We start from the raw sequence: 19,460 nt of genomic DNA, 5'->3' as shown, positions 1-19,460 counted from the left end.
AATTGAAAAATTATTTCAAGCCCGCTGTTTTCTTACTATCACTTTGGCCAATTTATATAATCACCTATCAATTAATATATAATAAATTAGGTCCTGAGCCTGTTGATAGGATTGTAAATCATTTTGGAGAATGGACTTTAATCTTTGTACTTTTAACTCTTTCAATGACACCTCTTAAGAAAATCACAAATTCCTTAGAGTGGATAAAATTTAGAAGGATGCTGGGTTTGTTTGCATTTTTTTATGCTTCAGTTCATATGCTTAGTTATGTTGGTCTAGATTATAGGTTTGATTTTGAACCATTAATTGATGATGTTTTGAAAAAAAAATTTATTTTTATAGGATTTTCTGCTTGGTTATTACTAATCCCTTTAGCGATAACTTCATCAGATAAAATGGTTAGAATTTTAAAAAAAAATTGGAAAAAACTACATAGATTAGTTTATGTAATTTCAATTTTTGGAGTTTTGCACTTTATTTGGTTATCAAAAACAATATTTTTTAAACCTTTAATATTTTTAATTATCTTAATTATTCTTCTTTTATTCAGAATAAATTTAAAGAAATTTAATTTATCGTAGTATCTTCGGGAATACAGATCTCAGATCTAGTTAAAAATCTTCTACCAGTACCATTATCTAGAGAAAACATTCCACCCATACCTTTGACACAATCAATTATCAAATCTGTATTTTTCCAAGCTTCATGTTGTGTTTCACTTATATAAAAAGGAATGCCACCTATTTTACCTATCATTAAATCATCTTGTCCTACTTGATATTCTTTAGATGGATAACACATTGGAGCACTACCATCACAACATCCGCCTGATTGATGGAATAGCAATTCTTTACCGTGATCTTTTTTTAAATCTTCAATAAGCTTTAAAGCAGAAGGTGTCGCTGTAACTTTCATATTTATATGGCCCGTAATTTAATACGGGCCATTATAATATATCTGTTAAAAGAAGCCTAATTTTTTCTCACTGTAAGACACGTGTAAATTTTTCACCTGTCTGTAGTGATTAAGCATCATTTTGTGGGTTTCTCTACCAATACCAGATTGTTTGTAACCACCAAAAGCAGCATGAGCTGGATAAGCATGGTAACAATTAGTCCAAACTCTTCCTGCCTGGATTCCTCTTCCCATTCTATAGGCTATGTTACCATTTCTAGTCCATACACCAGCACCTAAGCCATAAAGAGTATCGTTAGCAATTTCTAATGCTTCCGCTTCATCTTTAAATTTAGTAACTGAAACTACTGGTCCAAAAATTTCTTCTTGAAAAACTCTCATAGAGTTTTTTCCTTCAAAGATAGTTGGTTCAATGTAGTTACCTTTTTCAAGACCACTATTTACTTTCGCAACATTTCCACCACATAGAACTTTGGCACCTTCTTTCTTACCTAAATCTAAATAAGATTTTATTTTTTCCATTTGTTCTACCGATGCTTGTGCACCAATCATAGTTTCCATCTGCAAAGGATTTCCTTGTTTAACAGCTTTAGTTCTAGCTACAGCTTTTTCCATAAATTTATCATAGATAGACTCTTGAACTAGCGCTCTACTAGGGCAAGTACAAACCTCACCTTGGTTAAGAGTAAACATTGCAAATCCTTCCATACACTTATCAAAGAAATCGTCATCATGATCCATGACATCTTCAAAGAAAACATTTGGAGATTTTCCACCTAATTCTAAAGTTATTGGAATTAAGTTTTGTGATGCATATTGCATAATTAAACGTCCAGTTGTTGTCTCACCAGTAAAAGCAATTTTTCTAATTCTTTTAGATGAAGCTAATGGTTTACCGGCCTCAAGACCAAAGCCACTTACAACGTTAACAACTCCTGGAGGTAATAAGTCTCCAATAAGTTCCATTAAAAGTAAGATAGACGCTGGTGTTTGTTCAGCTGGTTTTAGAACTACACAGTTACCTGCAGCAAGTGCTGGTGCAAGTTTCCATGTTGCCATTAACAATGGAAAGTTCCATGGTATAATCTGACCAACTACACCAAGAGGTTCAGGTATATGATAAGAATATTCACTATTACTTATCTCAGCGACCGAACCTTCTTCTGCTCTTATTACTCCAGCAAAATATCTCCAGTGATCAACAACTAATGGTAAATCTGCTGCCATACATTCTCTAATTGGCTTTCCATTATCTAAACACTCAGCAGTAGCTAATAGTTCTAGATTTTTTTCAATTACATCTGCTATTTTAAGCAGCATGTTTGATCTTTCAGTTATTGAAGTAACTCCCCATGTAGGAAATGCAGCGTGTGCAGCATCTAAAGCAGCATCAACATCTTTAGCATCAGATCTTGGAACAGAGCAAATAACTTCATTATTAATTGGGCTTACGTTATCAAAATATTTACCTGATTTTGGTTTAACGAATTTACCCCCTATAAAATTTCCATATTGCTCTTTAAAAGGAAATTTAACTTTAAGGTGAGATGTATCCAGTAAAGGAGACTTCCCAGCTTTGATTGTTTCTGTACTCATCTTTTTTACCTTTCTTGTTTTTTTATTTTTTAGCTTATTATTTATTCTAGAATTTTTAGAACGCTTCTTAGTTGCAGACCTTTTGGTCACAACTTTTTTATTTTTTTTTATTTTTCTAGATTTATTGACCAACTTAGATTTTTTCTTTTTGGCCTTAGTTTTTTTCTTTTTGGCTTTTTTTCTCTTTTTAATTGCCATAATTAATTTAACCAAAAAAACTACATAGGATCTACTTTTATGAAGATTTTATTTCTACCAATGATTGAATTAAACCTACATCTTGTGCTTGGTTGAAATGTGTCTAATATTTTAATTATGACTGAAGATAAAAAACATGAATTACAATCTGCTGCATTTGAAAGACTACTTCATCATTTAGATGAAAGAAAAGATGTTCAAAATATTGACCTCATGAATCTCGCTGGGTTTTGTAGGAATTGCATATCAAGATGGTATCGAGAAGAGGCCGAGAAAAGAGGTGTTGAAATTTCAGACCTAGATGCACGTGAGCATGTATATGGTATGCCTTATTCTGAGTGGAAAGAAAAATATCAAAAATAATTATTTTTCTTTAAGTCTTGGAAACAACTCTACAAAATTACAAGGTTTATGATTTACATCTAACTGGTGTTTTAAAATTCCATCCCAGGCATCCGTGACCCCACCTGAAGATCCTGGTAAAGCAAACACATACTTACCGTTAGCAAGTACAGCACAAGCTCTAGATTGAATGGCAGATGTACCAACTGTTTTTAAACTTATCGTTCTAAACACCTCTCCAAAACCTGGAATATGTTTGTCAGCTATCTCGCTTATTGCTTCTGGTGTAATATCTCGACCCGTAAGTCCAGTGCCACCTGTTGTAATTACAACGTCTATATCAGATTGATCAATCCAATCTTTAAGGATTTTAATAATGTCTTCCTTGTTATCTTTACAAATTTTTCTATCTACTAATTTATGTTTAGCCTCCTCTATTTTTTTCGCTAAGATCGCACCTGACTTATCATTCTCAAAAGTTCTGGTGTCCGTAACAGTTAAAAGTGCTATATTTACAATCATAAATTTAAAATAATTATTATGATTATATTATCATTTTTATTTCTTCTAACAGCAACTTTATACTCTAGTGTTGGATTCGGTGGTGGTTCTACGTATTTAGCTCTTCTGTTAATTTGGGATGTTCCTTACTTAATCTTTCCTGTAATTGCCCTCTTTTGTAATATTATTGTCGTATCAGGAAATTGTATTAACTATATTAAAGCTGGAAATATCAATCTTAAGATCCTTGCCCCATTTTTAATATCATCTGTCCCACTTGCTTTCATAGGTGGCTCTTTATCAATAAATAAAGAAATTTTTGAAATTTTACTTTTTGTAGTTTTAACACTAGCAGGAGCTCTACTTCTTGTGAAATTTAAATCTTTTGATCAAAAGATTGAAGTTTATAAAAAGATACCAAAAATGTTATCATTATTAATAGGCGCATCTATTGGATTTGTGTCTGGTGTAGTTGGAATTGGTGGTGGAATTTTCTTAAGCCCCATATTGTTATTAATTAGAGCAGATAAAGTAAAAAATATTGCAACTGCTGCATCATTATTCATACTGATTAATTCTCTGTCAGGTCTTGCTGGTCAATTTACAAAGTCATCGACAATAAATGGAATTTATGATTATTGGCCTTTATTTCTGACTGTTTTAATAGGCGGTCAAATAGGAAACTATTTAAATCTTAAAATTTTTCCTGCAAGAATGTTGGCTCTAGTGACATCAGCACTTGTCATATTTGTCGCTATTCGAATAGGATTGAAGTTGTTTGCATAACGGAAGTATTAAATTATTATAGATAAAATATGAAAACATTTAGAGCTTTTGGACCAACTATTGGAAAAACAAAGTTATCTAAAAAAATTATTAACATATTAAATAATCACGTTGATAAGACCCAATCATCTATAAAAAATGATTATAGTTCTAAGCTAGCAAGTCAAATTAAGAATGAAATCAAAATACCTAAAACAATAGTTAATAAAAGTTTGTCTAAAGAGATAATAAAAAATATCAAAGTTTATCTTGATAAGTCAGGAGTTAAAAAAATTAAAGAAATTAAGATAATCAACCTATGGGTAGTAAGACAATTAAAAAATGAGTATAACCCAATTCATTATCATGAAGGACAACTATCAGGGGTTGGGTATCTTAAAATCCCAAGAGATATGAATCAAAATAAACTTCTTGAGAATAAAAAGATTAAAACTAATGGAACTATTGATTTTATCAATGGTCAAAAAAATTTTTTAAGTAAAAGCATCTACAATTTAAACCCTAAATTAGGTGATTTATTGATTTTTCCAAATTATTTAATGCACACAGCTTACCCATTTAATGTTGATGGTGAGAGAAGATCCTTCTCATTTAATGTTAAAATATTATTTAAGAAGTGATTTACTAATCAGTCTATTAGATATATAAATACATTAACCGATTTGATCCATATTGCAGGTACTATCTGCTAAAAAGGAAATCATTATATAATTGGTAAAGGTAGTTGGACTATATTGTGCACCTGGCATAAAGCCAAAGCACTAAAAAAGTAAGGAGTAAGAATGGATATTAATTTTTTTAAAACAACACGAATTTTAGATGGTGGTATGGGGCAAGAATTATTAGCTCGTGGTATGAAACCTAATGGAACATTGTGGAGTGCTAATGCATTGCTTAAAGAAGAATATCACCAGTTATTATTAAATACTCATTTGGATTTTATTAAAGCTGGAGCTGAAGTTATTGTTACCACAACTTTTACAACTAGAAGAGTTAGGTTACGTGACAATAAAGTTGAGGATAAATTTGAATACCTAAATAAAAAAGCTGGGGAGATAGCTCAAAAAGCTAAAAAACAATTTCCACATATTTTAATAGCTGGGGGTCTTCCACCTCAATATTTAACTTACGAAGAAGACACGAGAGCAAATGAAGAAATTAAACAAAATTTTTATGATCAAGCAAAATTACTTGATCCATATGTTGACTTTTTTTATTTAGATGTTTTATCAAGTGTTAAAGAATTCAGACTGGCAATTGAAGCAATCGAGGATTTCAAAAAACCTTATCTTGTAGGTGCGCACATATCTGAGGGTGTTAATCTTCCAAGTGGTGAAAAAATATCTAGTATTGTAAATAATATTGACCACAAAAATTTACTTGGATTAATCTTATCTTGTATTTCACCTGAAAATTTTTCTAAAAATTTGGAAGAGGTTAAAAATTTAGGTATTCCTTTTGGATTTAAGTTTAATGCATTTGAAACAACCAAGCCCAAAAACGGATATACTAATCACTATAATAAAAGCAAAACAGGGAATCCTAATGAGTTTTTAGGTCAAAGAAAAGATTTAACACCTGAATTTATGGCTAAATTTGTTAAAAAATTTAAAGAAGATGGTGCAACTATTTTGGGTGGATGCTGTGAAACAAGACCAGCACATATTAAAGAAATGTCTAAAATTATATAGTTTTATTATTTCATATTTTTTTTGATATATTGCTAACAAATAGCACTAATTATTGAACTATTAAATTGTCTTAAGTGTTAATAAAGTTAGCTAAAATTTATATTGATAAGTATTATGTTTAATAACGTTTAAAAAAACAAATTAATTATTTTTTTTTAAGGATTCTACAAATTTATTTATAAGAAAAATTTTTTTAAAATAATATTGATAATCTTTTTTTTTTATCTTGTTTATTACCTCAAAAAAATATTTTTCGAATGCATTTTCTTTCTTCATTTTATAAATTTTAGTATTATTTTTTTCCTTAACTAATATATTTAATGATTTATCATGCGGGGGTGAATAAACCCGGTTTAATTCTATTATTTTTTTGTCTGTATATAAGCATAGATTATTCTGGTATTCACCACCAAACTTAAACTGTCCAGTATATATTTGGGTTGAAAAGTCAAAAATAAAATTTACAGAACTAATCATATTTAAAATATTTTTTTTTAAGATTATTTTTCTTGAAAAAATTTTTTTATTACAAAAAATATTTATTATAGATGAAGCATAACAACCCATATCCATTAAAACATCACCTTTAAATTTTTTTGAACTTCTAAAGTTGGAAATTATGGGATTAGGTATTACAAAATTAGTATTTATATACTTAATTTTTTCAACTCCTCCAGATAATTTTAATGCTGTAGATATTTGTGCATGATAATCAAAAAAAATAGCTTCAGTTAACAATCTTTTATTTTTTTTTGCAATACTAATTAGATTTTTAACTTTATTGAAATTTTCACAGAGAGGCTTATCAACAATAACATGATAACCATTATTAAGTGCTTTTTTTGCCCATTTATAATGAAGTGAATTTGGAAGAGAAATATATACAATATCTGCTTCAGATTTTTTAAGACCTTCTTCGTATGTTTTAAATTGAGCGTAAGCCTTTCCAATTTTATTTTCTTCAGATTTAGATGCAACACAAAAAGCAATATTATGTTTAATAAATGTTTTAATAATTATCTTTTTTGATAAATTAGAATGTCCTAATAGTAAAACTTTAAATTTTTTCATTAATCAAAGTACTTTATTGATATTTATACATCCAAATAACAAACGGCCTTCAATATCAACTTTTTTATTTTTTATATAATTAATCATTTGATTTTGAGAGATCCAAATGTAATTATTTGGGAATTTGTTACCTTGATGTTCTTCTAGCATAATAGCAATATTTCTTACCTCGCAATGATAAAATCTACCACCTTCATCAGATATGATATTATCATATATTGATTTATAGATATTTTTTTTCTTATTAAGAAAGTATTTGCTTATGATATTTTTTTGCTCATTTGGTATGTCTAAATTATTTTTATAAGTAGCAAAGTCTGAAGTATTTACAGTACACGTAATTGTACTATTCTTTAAACCAGGCTTCAAAATATATCTACACAAGTAATGAATAGTATTATTCATTTTCTTTAATAAAAAACCAGCCATTGCAAGTTTATTACTTCTTAGTAATGGTTGGCTCCATTGCCCAACTTCTCTTTTGTTAGCAGAAATTTTTGCACCAATAACTGAAAAATATTTTCCTTTTTTATGTGAAATATTTTTTTCTGTATAAATCCAATTATTTATTTTTGATAAGGAAGTAATTTTAGATTTAATAAAAAATTTTTTATCTTTTTTATAGAAAAAGTTTTTTATCGTTGCGTCTGAATTATAAGGTTTATCAAATTTAGATTTCTTAATAAAAGATGAAAAAATTGAAATAGCATTCATATTTAATAAGCTTTTTTTTTTGATCAAATATTCCAATTCACTTCTGGAAAACCAATAAAATCCAGGAAGTAGATTTACTTTTTTTTTAATTTGAATAATAATGTTTGAATTAAATTTATTTAAATATCTAAAACCTTGTTCAGATTGATTTATAATATTTTTTTTATTTATACGTAAAAAATATTCTAAATAAGGTACTTTTTTACCTTTGTGTACTTTGTTATAATTGCTTTTAGTTGCCTGAACAGTTGGAGATAATTGAATTTTATTCTTATTTCCAGGTTCAACTTTAGCTTGTAACAAGTATTTATTTTTACTTTTAATTATACCTAATATTCCGATTTCTTTTTGAATGATAATTGGTTGATCCCAATTTTTTTTAAAAAAATTTGAATAAACTTTTAAACCAACAATTTTAAAAAATTTACCACTCGTGTGTGTGATTTCTTTTTCATTAAAATTCCATTTATCTAAATTTGATAATTTAATTATATTGACTTTTAATTTATTATTTTTTTTTTGCTTTTTAAGCCAATTTGTGATTTTTAAATTTAACATTTATTTATTAATAATGCGCACAAAAGGTACGTGAGTTATAAACTTACCACCCCTTTTTATAAATTCTTTTTCTTTTTTAATTATTTCATTTTTGAAATTCCATGCACCTAAAAATGCATAATCAACAGAATCCGTCATGCCTTTTTCAGGGGAAATAATAGGTAAATGTTGTCCTGGTGTAAACTTTCCCTGTTTATTTTTAGTGGTATCAGTGACGTAATCCAGATATTGGCATCCAATCTTACAATAATTAAAAATAGTTGTTGACTTGTAAGTAGCCCCATAACTTATTATTTTTTTGTTTTTAATTTTTAATTTTTTAAATAGATCAATCAAATTTTTTTTTGATTTTTTTACACGTTTAGAAAATTTTTGAAATGTTGAATATTTATTTAATCTAATTTTTTTTTCTGAACGTATAATTTGAATTAGTCTTTTAGAAGGTTTATATTTAGCATTTTCTTTACAAATATAATATCGCAGTGATCCTCCATGTGTACTAATTCTTTCTGCATCAAATAGTCTTAAGTTTGAATCTTTAACAACATTAGATATTGCTAAAGCTGAAAAGACATAAACATGTTCATCATAAAATTGATCATAAGAAGTATTTTTAATTACAGAAAATAATGAAGGATCTTCAATAATTAAAACTCCGTTATCAGATAGACTAAAGTTTATAGCATGAAAACTTTCTTTAATGTTAGGGATATGTGAAATTGTGTTGGCAGAGAAAATTATGTCAGCTTTTTTCGAAAATTTAAATATCTTTTTAGCTAATTTTTGTGTCCAAAACTCTGAATATGTTTTGAAATTTTTTTTAGTTATAATAGCTAAATTTTTACAGGGCTCTACTGCTATGACATTCTTTTTGGAGAAATTCTTTATAAAAACACCATCATTACTTCCAATTTCCATAATAATTTTTGGATTGAATCTTTTTTTTATTTTATTTGCTATATCTTTAAATGCCTTTCTCATTGTCTTTGATTCTGAAGCTCTATGAGCATATTCATCAGTATATTGTATTTTTGGGTCTACAGGATTTGTAACTGATACTAAATAATTCTTACTATTGAATGAAACTGATAAATTATAAAAAAATTCTTTAGATAATTTTTTTTTTGCATTTGATTTCAAAAATGAATTTGCTATCGGTTGTCTTCCTAAACTAAGAAATTTTTTTATCATTTGTTATTATTAAGGTTATTTGTATCAATACACGCAAAATAAATTAATTAAATAGATTATTTATATATAAAAATGATATAATGAAACAAAAATATCTCTTATAGAAAATTTTGATTAAATTAAACTTTTTTAATAATATTTAATATGACTAATAATTTTTACAATGATTTAACTATTGTTATTGTAGCTTATAATTCTAATGAACTATTAATAGAGTGTGTAGATAATGTTAAGGAATTTAAAGTTATCATTGTTGATAATGGTAAAAATGAAAAGATCTTTCCAAAGCTAAACTATCAAAATGATAATATTAAAATCATCACAAAAAATAAAAACTTAGGCTTTCCAAAAGCTATAAATTTTGCTGTTGATTACATTAAAACAAATTATTTTTTGATATTAAATGCTGATACATTTATCTCAAAAGAATCAATAATTAGTCTTCTGAAAACCTGTAAGAAATATGACAAGTGTGGAGCAGCAGCTCCAATAACTGAGCTTTCTAGAGATGGTTATGACTTATTTCCAGAAAATGGAAAAAGTATCAAAAGAACAGATAGTGAAAAAAAAAAAGCTATGATGTTTCATAATTTCAAGCCTGATGCAGAAATTTGTGTAGAAGTGGCAAAACTTGGCTTAATGATAAACCTAAAAAATTTTTTTACTGTAAAAAAATTTAATGAAAATTATTTTATGTTTTGGGAAGAGATTGATCTTTGTAGAAAATTTAGAGAACATAATTTTAGTGTAATAGTAAATCCTCTAGCCACACTAACTCATAAGGAAAAAAAATCATCTAATAGAGATTTAATTACTTTTTTGATTAAAAATTTTCATTTAGAATTATCACCGTTAATTTATTTTAAAGTTAAAAAAACCTCTAGTATTTTATATTTTAGGTTGTTAAAATATACTTTTAGAACAATTTCTTATTTGTGTATTTTAAATTTAAAGAAATCCTTAAATAATATTTTAAAATTAGGTGCAGTGTTATACTATATATTTTTTTATTAGTAATTTTTGCTAGCTTTTTTTACAAAGTAAATTCCTACTACTACAGCAAGTAATGATACTAGTACTTTGGATGTTATCATTTCTTTAAGAAAGATGTAGCTTAAAATAATTCCAAAAATAGGTATCAAATAAGAGACTTGGGATTGAAATATTAATCCATTATTTTTTAAAATTTTAAATCTTAACAACCAAGCAGCTCCTGTTGAAACCATTCCTAAATAAACTACTGAAATTGTAGACTCTATACTGGGCACTGAGTTCCAAGGCTTTTCAAAAAAATAAACTAAAGGCAGTAAAATTAAAACAGCCCAAATTAATATAGATCCTGTTACATTTTCATTTTTCTTTTTACTAATTTTCAGAGTTAGAACGCCACCAACAACATAACATGTTGATCCAAGTAAGATTAATAATGCAGAAATAAAATTGTTATCATTAATCAGTATTTCGTCAGAAAATAAATAAATAATTCCTACAAAACCAATTAAAATTCCAAAAGTTTTAAGTGCATTAAATTTTTCATTTTTTGTGTAAAAATGACCTAATACAGTTGAGCTTAATGGTGTTGTAGACATTAATATTGCTGCTAAGTTACTTTGCACTGATTTAACACCGTAGGCTATTAAAAAAAAAGGTAAAACTAAATTTACAAAACCTATTATAGCAAACCAATACCAATCTTTAGAGAATGCCTCTACTCTTATTTTTTTGTAAAAACATAATAATAATACTGGAATAGATCCAAAAAAAACTCTTAGAAAAGCAATTGTAACAGGGCCAAAAGACTCTGTTGCAATTTTAATATTAAAAAAAGCTGAAGCCCAAATTAAAGCTAGAATTACTAACAGTATATAATCAATTAATTTAGGTTCTCTCATTCAGTTATATTTTCAACTTTTCCATTAGTGATTTTTTGAATATTGGTAAAATTTATTTTAAATACACAATTTGGATGTCCTGCTGCTGCAAATAGCTCATTAAACCTCTCTAGAGAATTGTCTATAATAATTTCGATTTGCTTTAAATGACCAATGGGTGATACACCACCAATTGTATATCCTGTTTGAGATTTTACTTCCTCTGGATTTGCCATCAAAACATCTTTTTTATTAATTATTTTTTTTATTTTATTTAAAGAGGCTCTCTTATCACCTGCAACCAAACAAAGTAAAAAACTATCATTTGTTTTAAATAATAAACTTTTAACAATTGCTCCAACATTACAATCTAATGCTGTTGCCGCATCTTGAGCTGTTCTAGCTGATTTATCTAAAACAATAACCTCTAAGGATTGATCAAAATCTTTCAGGGATTTCTCGGCTCTTTTAACTGGCTCTTTTTCTAATAAACACATAATTCAACTAACAATTGATTGATAATTTAACAAATAATGATGTAATTCATATGTAAAAAACGCATAGGTGTTATTTATTAATCAAGCAATATAATTAAGATATTTTTTGATAATTTAATTTAACAAAATTTAATAAGGAGAAATCATGAGTGCTAAAAATGTACTAAAATTCATTAAAGAAAAAGAAGCAGAGTTTGTTGATTTAAGATTTACTGATCCAAGAGGAAAACTTCAACATTTAACTATGGATTCTACAATTGTAGATGAAGATATGTTGAATGAAGGTGTGTTTTTTGATGGGTCCTCTATTGCTGGATGGAAAGCTATCAATGAATCAGACATGATTTTAAAACCTGATACTTCAAGAATGATAATGGATCCATTTACATCTCATAATACGTTAGTACTTTTTTGTGACATCCTCGATGCAGTAAAGAAATCTCCTTATGACAGAGATCCAAGAGGAACAGCTAAAAAAGCTGAAGAGTATTTAAAGAAATCTGGTATTGGTGATAAAGCTTTTTTTGGTCCTGAGCCTGAATTTTTTGTGTTTGATGATGTAAGAATTAATAATGATCCAAACAATACTGGTTTTAAAATAGACAGTAAAGAAGGTCCTTACAATTCAGGGACAGAATATGCAAACGGAAATATGGGGCATAGACCTCCAGTAAAAGGTGGCTACTTTCCTGTTCCTCCAGTAGACAGTGAACAAGATATGAGAAGTGAATACCTAAAAAGTCTAAAAGAAGTTGGGATTAAAGTTGAAAAACATCACCATGAAGTAGCTCCAAGTCAACATGAGCTTGGAATGTATTTTGGTACTCTGGTTGATCAAGCTGATAATGTTCAGTTATATAAATATGTAGTTCAAATGGTTACTCATTCTTTTGGAAAAACTGCAACATTCATGCCAAAACCAATTGCAGGTGATAACGGTTCAGGAATGCACATTCACCAATCAATATGGAAAAATGATAAACCAGTTTTCTCTGGTGATGCATATGCTGGATTATCAGAGACTGCACTTCATTACATTGGTGGAATTTTAAAACATGCTAAAGCAATAAATGCATTTTCTAATTCTACTACTAATAGCTATAAAAGATTGATACCTGGCTTTGAAGCTCCAGTGCTACTTGCTTATTCTGCAAGAAACAGATCTGCATCTTGCCGTATACCAATTTCATTAAGCAAAAATGGAGCAAGATGTGAAATAAGATTTCCTGATGCTTCAGGCAATCCTTATCTTACTTTTGCTGCAATGCTTATGGCGGGACTTGATGGAATTAAAAATAAGATACATCCAGGAGAGTCGTTTGATCAAGATCTATATGATTTACCTCCGGAAGAAGTTAAAAATATTCCAACTGTTTGTGGTTCATTAAGAGAAGCAATGGAAAATCTAGATAAAGATAGAGAGTTTTTAACTGAAGGTGGAGTATTTACTGACGATCAAATTGATGCTTATATTGCATTAAAATTTGAAGAGATACATAAATTTGAACATGCACCTCATCCTGTTGAGTTTGAGATGTATTACAGTAGTTAAATATAATTACTGTCTAGTTGTTGCTATTGTATCTTTGTTAATTCCTTTTTTAACAACGTAATCCTGTGTGCCATTAGCACCAGTATTTACCTCTGTTCTAAGAGTTTTAAAAAAAGTTCTTTCTTTTAAAGACTTCTCCAGTGATTTAACAAGATTTTTAAATTCAAATTTATTCATATCTAATTAATACACTATATATGTGTTATTTGCAATACAGATATGCGTATAATGAATATTAAATTTTAAAAGACTCTCCACAACCACAACGTTCAGACTCATTGGGGTTATTAAAGACAAAAGATGATGAAAATTCTTCCTTTTTATAGTCCATTTCTGTGCCCAATAGATACATTACAGCTGCTGCATCAACAAAAACTTTAACACCCTTATCTTCTATAATTTCGTCTGTAGGATTAATTTCTTTTGCATACTCCATAACATAAGACATTCCAGCACAACCCCCTGATTTAACTGCAACTCTTACACCAATGGAATTTGATTCTTTATCTGACATTATTTCTTTAATTCTATTAGCCGCATTATCGCTTAATCTTATTATAGGATTCATTATAAATTTAACTCCAGTTTGGCAGCTTCTGACATCATTGATTTATCCCATGGTGGCTCAAACACTAAATCAAGATCCACTTCTTCTATACCCTCTACTTGCATGGCACTATCTTTAACTTCTTTAGGTAAGCTTTCAGCAACTGGACAGTTTGGCGTGGTCAATGTCATTATAATTTTAGCCTTATCATCTTTTACTTTAACATCATAAATTAAACCTAATTCATAAATATTAACTGGTATTTCAGGATCATATATTTTTCTAATTTCAGCTATTACTTGTTCTCTTAAGTCCATAATTTAATCTAATCTTTCAGTATTAATTTCTTCTTGAGTATTGTCAATTGCAGAAACTAAAGTATGCCATGATAAAGTTGCACATTTAACTCTCATTGGATATTTTTTTACTCCAGATAAGCACATTAATTTGGTTTTTTCATCCTTTTTTAAATTTTCTGAATTTAATTCAGGGTTTTCTTTTATCATTCCTAAAAAATCTTCAACAATTTCTTTAGCTTCATGTTCATTCTTACCTTTAATTAAGTCTGTCATAATTGAAGCTGACGCCATTGAGATAGCGCAACCACTACCTTCAAAAGAAATATCTTCTACTATTTTTTGTCCATTTAGTTTTAAATAAACATGTACATTATCACCACACAAAGGATTATGTCCTTTAGCATCTTTATTAAAATTTTCAGTTTTTCTAAGATTGCGTGGATTTTTGCCATGCTCTAGTATTATTTCTTGATATAATTCTTTTAAGTTCATTTTTGGTTAAATATTTTTTTACAATTATTTATTGCATCATTAAGTGTATCTAAATCTTCTCTTGTATTATAAATTCCAACAGATGCTCGCGAACTTGCAGGTATATTTAATTTATCATGTAGAATTTGACAGCAATGATGACCCGCTCGAATTGCAACTCCATCTCCATCTAAGATAGTTGCTACATCATGTGGGTGAATACCCTCAATAGTAAAAGATAAAACCCCACCTTTATTTTTAGGATTACCAATTAATCGAACTGAGTTATTTTTTTGTAATAGTTCCTGCCCATATTCAACTAAGTCAGCTTCATGTTTCACCACATTATCTATACCAATTCTTTCTAAAAATTTAATAGACTGATCAAATGCAATCACTTGAGCTGTAGCCATAGTTCCTGCCTCAAATTTATTAGGAAGATCGCCATAAGAAATTCTATCTTTTTTAACCTCATTGATCATTCCACCACCACCTTGATATGGAGGCAATTCTTCTAACCATTTTTTTTTACCATACAAAACACCTAAACCAGTAGGGCCATACATTTTATGACAAGAAATAGCATAAAAATCACAATCAAGATCTTGCATATCTAATCTTAAATGAGGAGCACCCTGACAACCATCAACTACAACAATTATACCTTTTGAATGAGCAAGCTCTGTTATTTCTTTAATTGGTAAAATAGCACCTGTAACATTTGATAAATGTGTAATTGAAATTACTTTTGTTCTAGAAGTAATTCTTTTTTCAATTTCTTCTAATGTTACTTCACCATCATCATTAATTTCAGCAAAATTAATTTTTATATTTTTGGATTTTCTTAGAAAATGCCAAGGCACATAATTAGAATGGTGTTCCAATTCAGTAATAAGCACTTCATCACCATCTTGTAAATAATTTTGACCCAATATATTTGCAACTAGATTAAGTGCTTCTGTCGCACCTTTGGTAAAAACAATTTCATTTTTATCCTTAGCATTAATAAACTTTTGAACTGAAGTTCTTGTGTTCTCATATAAATTGGTAGCAGCAACTGCAAGATAATGAACACTTCTGCCTACATTAGAAAATTCTTTACTATAAAATTCATTAATTCTATCTATTACAACTTTTGGTTTTTGAGAAGAATTTGCACTATCTAGATATACTAAATCATTATTTTGAATTTTTTCATCAAATATAGGAAATTCTTTTTTTATCTTGTCTATATTCATTCTTTAAGTCCAATCATGTTTTTTATTAAATTTTTTATTTCAGAGTCAGTTATTTTTTCTATTACATCTAGTAAAAACCCATTAATTAAAAGTTCTCTTGATTGTTGATAATCTAACCCCCTAGACATTATATAAAATATAGAGTCCTCATCTAAACTACCTGATGCTGAACCATGTGAACATTTAACATCATCTGCATAAATTTCTAATTCTGGTTTTGCATTAAATTCAGATGCTTCATTTAATAAAATTGCTTTACTTAGTTGATATCCATCTGTTTTTTGTGCTTCTGAATTAACAAATATTTTTCCCTGATATACTGCTTTAGAACTATCGTTTAAGACACTTTTAATTAATTGATAGCTTTTAGTATTTTCTGTTAGGTGATTTATGGTAGTTCTAACTTCATGGTGTCTATCATTAGAAAGTGAAAAAATACCATTTATAAATGCTGATGAATATTTTCCATTTAAATTACAATTAATCTCATTCTTAAAGAAATGTGATCCAGATGATAAAATAAACGTTTCTGATAAACTGTTAGCAGCTTGTTCAATATTATTAAAAGAATATTTTACATTCGTATTTTCTATTTTATCAATTTTATAATTTTTTAAAATTGCATTTTGTTTTAAATCAAAATTATAAAAAATATTTAAAAAATTTTTTTCTGAATTATCATTAAATAAGTCTATTAATCTCAAGGAGCTATTTTCTTCTAGTTGAAAATCTAAGCTTAAATTTATGTTTTTGGACTTAATCTGATCATTCGTTACATGATAAATTATTAAAGGTTTTTCTAGTTGATAATCTTTTTTAATTAAGATTTTATAAGATTTATTGGTAAAAGCCTTATTTAAATCAATTAAAGAGTTAAAGTTATTTGACCTGTTGTCAATTTCTGGCTCATCAATTATTTTTATCTTATCTTTTTTTTCATAATCAAAATCAATTTTTTCAATTCTGCCATTTACAAAAACGATCTTGTTATGTTCTAGCCCATCAATAAATACTGATCTATCAATCTTATTTGATAATGAATAATCATTATAAAAGCTTAGATCGCCAATATTTTTTTTAATTATTTGATTTAAATCAGAAAATTTCCAATTTTCATCTCTTTTATTTGGAAAGCCTGTTTTTATAAATTCATTCAAAGAGTTTTGTTTAAGTTCAATATCTCTTTTGGTAAAACTTGAAGTTTTTATAATATTATCAAAATCTATTTGAAGTTTTTCTTTCATTAAATTAAAAACTTTCATATCCTTTTTTTTCTAGTTCTAAAGCTAATTCTGCTCCACCAGATTTAATAATCTTTCCATCTTTCAATACATGCACAAAATCAGGTTTAATATATTCTAGTAGCCTCTGGTAATGGGTAATTATTAGAAAAGAATTTTTCTTATCCCTTAAAGTATTCACCCCATCGGCAACAATTTTTAAAGCGTCAATATCTAATCCAGAGTCGGTTTCATCTAAGATTGATAACTTTGGTGCTAACAATGACATTTGCAAAATTTCATTTTTCTTTTTTTCTCCACCAGAAAAACCAACATTTAATTGTCTATTTAGTTTTTCTTCATCAAACTTAAGTTCTTTTGCTTTTTCTTTTACTAATTTTAAAAACTCGATAGCATCAAGCTCTTTTTCACCTCTTGCTTTTTTTACTGCATTTAATGAAGTTTTTAAAAATATATTTGTATTAACTCCAGGAATTTCTAAAGGATACTGAAATGCTAAAAAGATACCTTTGTGTGCTCTTTCCTCTGTTTCTAAATCAAATAAATTTTTATTTTCAAAAAGAACCTCTCCTGAAACTTCATATCCTTTTTTACCTGATAAAATATTTGATAATGTACTTTTTCCAGATCCATTTGGACCCATTATAGCATGAACTTCTCCTGGGTTTATTTCAAGAGAAAGTCCTTTTAAAATTTCTTTACTATCTATCTTTGCATTTAATTTATTTATCTTTAACATTACCCAACACTTCCTTCCAAACTAATGCCAACTAACTTTTGGGCTTCAACAGCAAATTCCATCGGTAACTGTTGCAATACCTCTTTACAAAATCCATTCACTATTAATCCAACTGCTTCTTCTTGACTCAAGCCTCTTTGCTGACAATAATGAAGTTGTTCTTCACTTATTTTTGAAGTTGTTGCCTCATGAGCGATATTTGATTCTGAGTTTTTGTTTTTAATATACGGAACTGTATGTGCTCCGCACTTATTACCCATTAACAATGAGTCACATTGAGTATAATTACTAGAATTTGATGCTTTAGAGGAAATATCAACTAGACCTCTGTAAGTCATATCTGAAAATCCTGCGCTTATTCCTTTTGAAATAATTTTACTCTTTGTATTTTTACCTAAATGGATCATTTTTGTACCAGTGTCAGCTTTTTGATGGTTATTTGTAATCGCAATTGAATAAAACTCTCCAATTGAATTGTCCCCTTTTAAAATACAACTTGGATATTTCCAGGTAATAGCAGATCCTGTTTCTACTTGTGTCCATGAAATTTTAGAATTTTTACCTTTGCACAATCCTCGTTTAGTAACAAAATTGTATATTCCACCTTTTCCATCTTTGTCACCTGGATACCAATTTTGAACTGTAGAATATTTTATTTCAGCATCATCTAGTGCTATCAACTCTACATTAGCAGCGTGCAATTGATTTTCATCTCTCATAGGAGCTGTACAACCTTCTAAATAGCTTACATAACTTCCTTTATCTGCAACAATTAAGGTTCTTTCAAACTGACCTGTATTTGAGGCATTAATTCTAAAGTAAGTAGATAGTTCCATCGGACATCTTACGCCTTCAGGTATATATGCAAATGAACCATCAGTAAAAACAGCAGAATTAAGAGTTGCAAAAAAGTGATCAGTTGTAGGAATTACAGATCCTAGATATTTCTTAACTAGTTCAGGATGATTTTGAATAGCCTCCGATATAGGACAAAATATAATTCCTAGCTTAGACAGTTCTTCTCTAAAAGTTGTGGCAACTGAGACCGAGTCAAATACTGCATCAACTGCAATACCATTTAATCTTGCCTGTTCTTGAAGTGGGATCCCAAGTTTTTTATATGTTTCTAAAAGTTTTGGATCTAATTCGTCTAAACTTTTAGGTTTATCATCCATACTTTTTGGTGCTGAATAATAATATAAATCTTGATAATCAATTTTTGGATACTTTGGTTTTTGCCAATCTGGTTCTTTTAATTGTTTAAATCTTTCAAATGCTTTTAATCTAAAATCAAGCATCCATTTAGGTTCTTTTTTAATATTTGAAATAAATTTAATTACTTCTTCATTTAAGCCTTTGGGCGCTGTTATACTTTCAATGTCAGTTGAAAATCCATATTTATAATCTTTTAATTTTTCTATTTCTTTTTCTCTAGCGTCCAT

General features: G+C 28.3%; 23 protein-coding genes and 1 riboswitch. Of the genes, 7 read left to right on the top strand and 16 right to left on the bottom strand.

What is annotated here, in order from left to right; all coding sequences use genetic code 11:
- Window positions 1-2 precede the first annotated feature (2 nt).
- The gene (gene msrQ, locus AC5SL1_RS01860; RefSeq protein ID WP_494573475.1) at window positions 3-581 is read left to right on the top strand and encodes a protein-methionine-sulfoxide reductase heme-binding subunit MsrQ; all 579 of its coding nucleotides are present in this window, start codon (window positions 3-5) and stop codon (window positions 579-581) included.
- Here the strand turns inward: msrQ and AC5SL1_RS01855 are convergent.
- Entirely contained in the window at window positions 568-915 is a 348-nt protein-coding gene (locus tag AC5SL1_RS01855; protein ID WP_494580398.1) for a DUF779 domain-containing protein, read from the bottom strand. The two genes, msrQ and AC5SL1_RS01855, sit on opposite strands and share 14 nt — an antisense overlap.
- 45 nt (window positions 916-960) lie before the next feature.
- Window positions 961-2,511, bottom strand: a complete 1,551-nt coding sequence (locus AC5SL1_RS01850; RefSeq protein ID WP_494573773.1) for an aldehyde dehydrogenase family protein — start codon at window positions 2,509-2,511, stop codon at window positions 961-963.
- A gap of 315 nt (window positions 2,512-2,826) precedes the next feature.
- Between AC5SL1_RS01850 and AC5SL1_RS01845 the strand changes: the two genes are divergently transcribed.
- Window positions 2,827-3,072, top strand: coding sequence for a DUF1244 domain-containing protein (locus tag AC5SL1_RS01845; RefSeq protein ID WP_494600080.1), 246 nt, complete (start codon window positions 2,827-2,829; stop codon window positions 3,070-3,072).
- On the opposite strand, the gene AC5SL1_RS01840 is transcribed toward AC5SL1_RS01845, so the two are convergent.
- A complete protein-coding gene (locus tag AC5SL1_RS01840) occupies window positions 3,073-3,573 on the bottom strand; it encodes a molybdenum cofactor synthesis domain-containing protein (RefSeq protein ID WP_494600079.1) in 501 nt (166 codons plus the stop codon).
- 18 nt (window positions 3,574-3,591) lie between these two features.
- Here AC5SL1_RS01840 and AC5SL1_RS01835 point away from each other — a divergent pair, with 18 nt between their 5' ends.
- The 3 genes from AC5SL1_RS01835 to AC5SL1_RS01825 all read left to right on the top strand — a co-directional run bounded on the left by AC5SL1_RS01835 (window position 3,592) and on the right by AC5SL1_RS01825 (window position 6,029).
- Complete coding sequence (locus tag AC5SL1_RS01835; RefSeq protein ID WP_494600078.1) at window positions 3,592-4,338, top strand: sulfite exporter TauE/SafE family protein; 747 nt, start codon at window positions 3,592-3,594, stop codon at window positions 4,336-4,338.
- 29 nt (window positions 4,339-4,367) lie between these two features.
- Entirely contained in the window at window positions 4,368-4,958 is a 591-nt protein-coding gene (locus AC5SL1_RS01830) for a 2OG-Fe(II) oxygenase family protein (RefSeq protein ID WP_494600077.1), read from the top strand.
- Window positions 4,959-5,047: 89 nt separating this feature from the next.
- Window positions 5,048-5,111: riboswitch (SAM riboswitch) on the top strand.
- Window positions 5,112-5,120: 9 nt separating this feature from the next.
- Entirely contained in the window at window positions 5,121-6,029 is a 909-nt protein-coding gene (locus AC5SL1_RS01825) for a homocysteine S-methyltransferase family protein (RefSeq protein WP_494600076.1), read from the top strand.
- Between the two features lie 141 nt (window positions 6,030-6,170).
- Here the strand turns inward: AC5SL1_RS01825 and AC5SL1_RS01820 are convergent, their stop codons facing one another.
- From AC5SL1_RS01820 to AC5SL1_RS01810, 3 genes are read right to left on the bottom strand one after another with little or no spacing between them, the layout of a single operon-like run.
- Complete coding sequence (locus AC5SL1_RS01820; protein WP_494600075.1) at window positions 6,171-7,100, bottom strand: Gfo/Idh/MocA family protein; 930 nt, start codon at window positions 7,098-7,100, stop codon at window positions 6,171-6,173.
- Window positions 7,101-7,103: 3 nt separating this feature from the next.
- Entirely contained in the window at window positions 7,104-8,372 is a 1,269-nt protein-coding gene (locus tag AC5SL1_RS01815; RefSeq protein ID WP_494600074.1) for an NDP-hexose 2,3-dehydratase family protein, read from the bottom strand.
- On the bottom strand, window positions 8,373-9,563 hold the full coding sequence (locus AC5SL1_RS01810) for a class I SAM-dependent methyltransferase (protein WP_494600073.1): 1,191 nt from the start codon (window positions 9,561-9,563) through the stop codon (window positions 8,373-8,375).
- 144 nt (window positions 9,564-9,707) lie between these two features.
- On the opposite strand from AC5SL1_RS01810, the gene AC5SL1_RS01805 reads away from it, so the two are divergent.
- Window positions 9,708-10,577: a glycosyltransferase family 2 protein gene (locus AC5SL1_RS01805; protein WP_494600072.1), complete on the top strand. Its 870-nt coding sequence runs from the start codon at window positions 9,708-9,710 to the stop codon at window positions 10,575-10,577.
- Here the strand turns inward: AC5SL1_RS01805 and AC5SL1_RS01800 are convergent.
- Both AC5SL1_RS01800 and AC5SL1_RS01795 read right to left on the bottom strand, forming a co-directional pair.
- A complete protein-coding gene (locus AC5SL1_RS01800) occupies window positions 10,574-11,455 on the bottom strand; it encodes a DMT family transporter (RefSeq protein ID WP_494600071.1) in 882 nt (293 codons plus the stop codon). The two genes, AC5SL1_RS01805 and AC5SL1_RS01800, sit on opposite strands and share 4 nt — an antisense overlap.
- Window positions 11,452-11,931, bottom strand: coding sequence for a YbaK/EbsC family protein (locus tag AC5SL1_RS01795; protein ID WP_494600070.1), 480 nt, complete (start codon window positions 11,929-11,931; stop codon window positions 11,452-11,454). The genes AC5SL1_RS01800 and AC5SL1_RS01795 overlap by 4 nt, the downstream gene beginning before the upstream one ends.
- Before the next feature lie 145 nt (window positions 11,932-12,076).
- Here AC5SL1_RS01795 and glnA point away from each other — a divergent pair, with 145 nt between their 5' ends.
- Window positions 12,077-13,483, top strand: coding sequence for a type I glutamate--ammonia ligase (glnA, locus tag AC5SL1_RS01790; protein WP_494600069.1), 1,407 nt, complete (start codon window positions 12,077-12,079; stop codon window positions 13,481-13,483).
- 6 nt (window positions 13,484-13,489) lie between these two features.
- Here glnA and AC5SL1_RS01785 read toward each other — a convergent pair whose 3' ends face one another.
- Genes AC5SL1_RS01785 through sufB form a run of 8 tightly spaced genes read right to left on the bottom strand, consistent with a single transcriptional unit; the run spans window position 13,490 to window position 19,460 of the window.
- Complete coding sequence (locus tag AC5SL1_RS01785) at window positions 13,490-13,660, bottom strand: hypothetical protein (RefSeq protein ID WP_271480643.1); 171 nt, start codon at window positions 13,658-13,660, stop codon at window positions 13,490-13,492.
- Window positions 13,661-13,718: 58 nt separating this feature from the next.
- Window positions 13,719-14,051: a HesB/IscA family protein gene (locus AC5SL1_RS01780; RefSeq protein ID WP_494572716.1), complete on the bottom strand. Its 333-nt coding sequence runs from the start codon at window positions 14,049-14,051 to the stop codon at window positions 13,719-13,721.
- The gene (locus AC5SL1_RS01775; RefSeq protein WP_481968292.1) at window positions 14,051-14,347 is read right to left on the bottom strand and encodes an iron-sulfur cluster assembly protein; all 297 of its coding nucleotides are present in this window, start codon (window positions 14,345-14,347) and stop codon (window positions 14,051-14,053) included. The genes AC5SL1_RS01780 and AC5SL1_RS01775 overlap by 1 nt, the downstream gene beginning before the upstream one ends.
- A 3-nt stretch (window positions 14,348-14,350) precedes the next feature.
- Window positions 14,351-14,821, bottom strand: coding sequence for a Fe-S cluster assembly sulfur transfer protein SufU (gene sufU, locus AC5SL1_RS01770; protein WP_494600068.1), 471 nt, complete (start codon window positions 14,819-14,821; stop codon window positions 14,351-14,353).
- The gene (locus AC5SL1_RS01765) at window positions 14,818-16,038 is read right to left on the bottom strand and encodes an aminotransferase class V-fold PLP-dependent enzyme (protein WP_494600067.1); all 1,221 of its coding nucleotides are present in this window, start codon (window positions 16,036-16,038) and stop codon (window positions 14,818-14,820) included. Before AC5SL1_RS01765 ends, sufU begins: the two co-directional genes overlap by 4 nt.
- Complete coding sequence (gene sufD, locus AC5SL1_RS01760) at window positions 16,035-17,300, bottom strand: Fe-S cluster assembly protein SufD (protein WP_494600066.1); 1,266 nt, start codon at window positions 17,298-17,300, stop codon at window positions 16,035-16,037. Before sufD ends, AC5SL1_RS01765 begins: the two co-directional genes overlap by 4 nt.
- Entirely contained in the window at window positions 17,287-18,018 is a 732-nt protein-coding gene (sufC, locus tag AC5SL1_RS01755) for a Fe-S cluster assembly ATPase SufC (RefSeq protein WP_494600065.1), read from the bottom strand. The genes sufD and sufC overlap by 14 nt, the downstream gene beginning before the upstream one ends.
- On the bottom strand, window positions 18,018-19,460 hold the full coding sequence (sufB, locus tag AC5SL1_RS01750) for a Fe-S cluster assembly protein SufB (RefSeq protein ID WP_415276111.1): 1,443 nt from the start codon (window positions 19,458-19,460) through the stop codon (window positions 18,018-18,020). The genes sufC and sufB overlap by 1 nt, the downstream gene beginning before the upstream one ends.

This window comes from Candidatus Pelagibacter sp. PS_10_02, from assembly GCF_059418005.1.
This window is presented reverse-complemented; position numbering and strand designations above follow the sequence as displayed.

Bases quoted from the DNA above. Each gene is read 5' to 3' on its own strand.
- AC5SL1_RS01775 (WP_481968292.1), bottom strand. From the start codon at position 14,347: ATGGACTTAAGAGAACAAGTAATAGCTGAAATTAGAAAAATATATGAT.
- AC5SL1_RS01800 (WP_494600071.1), bottom strand. From the start codon at position 11,455: ATGAGAGAACCTAAATTAATTGATTATATACTGTTAGTAATTCTAGCT.
- AC5SL1_RS01850 (WP_494573773.1), bottom strand. From the start codon at position 2,511: ATGAGTACAGAAACAATCAAAGCTGGGAAGTCTCCTTTACTGGATACA.
- AC5SL1_RS01815 (WP_494600074.1), bottom strand. From the start codon at position 8,372: ATGTTAAATTTAAAAATCACAAATTGGCTTAAAAAGCAAAAAAAAAAT.
- sufD (WP_494600066.1), bottom strand. From the start codon at position 17,300: ATGAAAGTTTTTAATTTAATGAAAGAAAAACTTCAAATAGATTTTGAT.
- AC5SL1_RS01845 (WP_494600080.1), top strand. From the start codon at position 2,827: ATGACTGAAGATAAAAAACATGAATTACAATCTGCTGCATTTGAAAGA.
- AC5SL1_RS01780 (WP_494572716.1), bottom strand. From the start codon at position 14,051: ATGAATCCTATAATAAGATTAAGCGATAATGCGGCTAATAGAATTAAA.
- AC5SL1_RS01795 (WP_494600070.1), bottom strand. From the start codon at position 11,931: ATGTGTTTATTAGAAAAAGAGCCAGTTAAAAGAGCCGAGAAATCCCTG.
- sufU (WP_494600068.1), bottom strand. From the start codon at position 14,821: ATGAACTTAAAAGAATTATATCAAGAAATAATACTAGAGCATGGCAAA.
- AC5SL1_RS01820 (WP_494600075.1), bottom strand. From the start codon at position 7,100: ATGAAAAAATTTAAAGTTTTACTATTAGGACATTCTAATTTATCAAAA.
- AC5SL1_RS01805 (WP_494600072.1), top strand. From the start codon at position 9,708: ATGACTAATAATTTTTACAATGATTTAACTATTGTTATTGTAGCTTAT.
- AC5SL1_RS01840 (WP_494600079.1), bottom strand. From the start codon at position 3,573: ATGATTGTAAATATAGCACTTTTAACTGTTACGGACACCAGAACTTTT.
- AC5SL1_RS01765 (WP_494600067.1), bottom strand. From the start codon at position 16,038: ATGAATATAGACAAGATAAAAAAAGAATTTCCTATATTTGATGAAAAA.
- AC5SL1_RS01855 (WP_494580398.1), bottom strand. From the start codon at position 915: ATGAAAGTTACAGCGACACCTTCTGCTTTAAAGCTTATTGAAGATTTA.
- sufB (WP_415276111.1), bottom strand. From the start codon at position 19,460: ATGGACGCTAGAGAAAAAGAAATAGAAAAATTAAAAGATTATAAATAT.
- AC5SL1_RS01835 (WP_494600078.1), top strand. From the start codon at position 3,592: ATGATTATATTATCATTTTTATTTCTTCTAACAGCAACTTTATACTCT.
- AC5SL1_RS01785 (WP_271480643.1), bottom strand. From the start codon at position 13,660: ATGAATAAATTTGAATTTAAAAATCTTGTTAAATCACTGGAGAAGTCT.
- AC5SL1_RS01810 (WP_494600073.1), bottom strand. From the start codon at position 9,563: ATGATAAAAAAATTTCTTAGTTTAGGAAGACAACCGATAGCAAATTCA.
- AC5SL1_RS01825 (WP_494600076.1), top strand. From the start codon at position 5,121: ATGGATATTAATTTTTTTAAAACAACACGAATTTTAGATGGTGGTATG.
- sufC (WP_494600065.1), bottom strand. From the start codon at position 18,018: ATGTTAAAGATAAATAAATTAAATGCAAAGATAGATAGTAAAGAAATT.
- AC5SL1_RS01830 (WP_494600077.1), top strand. From the start codon at position 4,368: ATGAAAACATTTAGAGCTTTTGGACCAACTATTGGAAAAACAAAGTTA.
- glnA (WP_494600069.1), top strand. From the start codon at position 12,077: ATGAGTGCTAAAAATGTACTAAAATTCATTAAAGAAAAAGAAGCAGAG.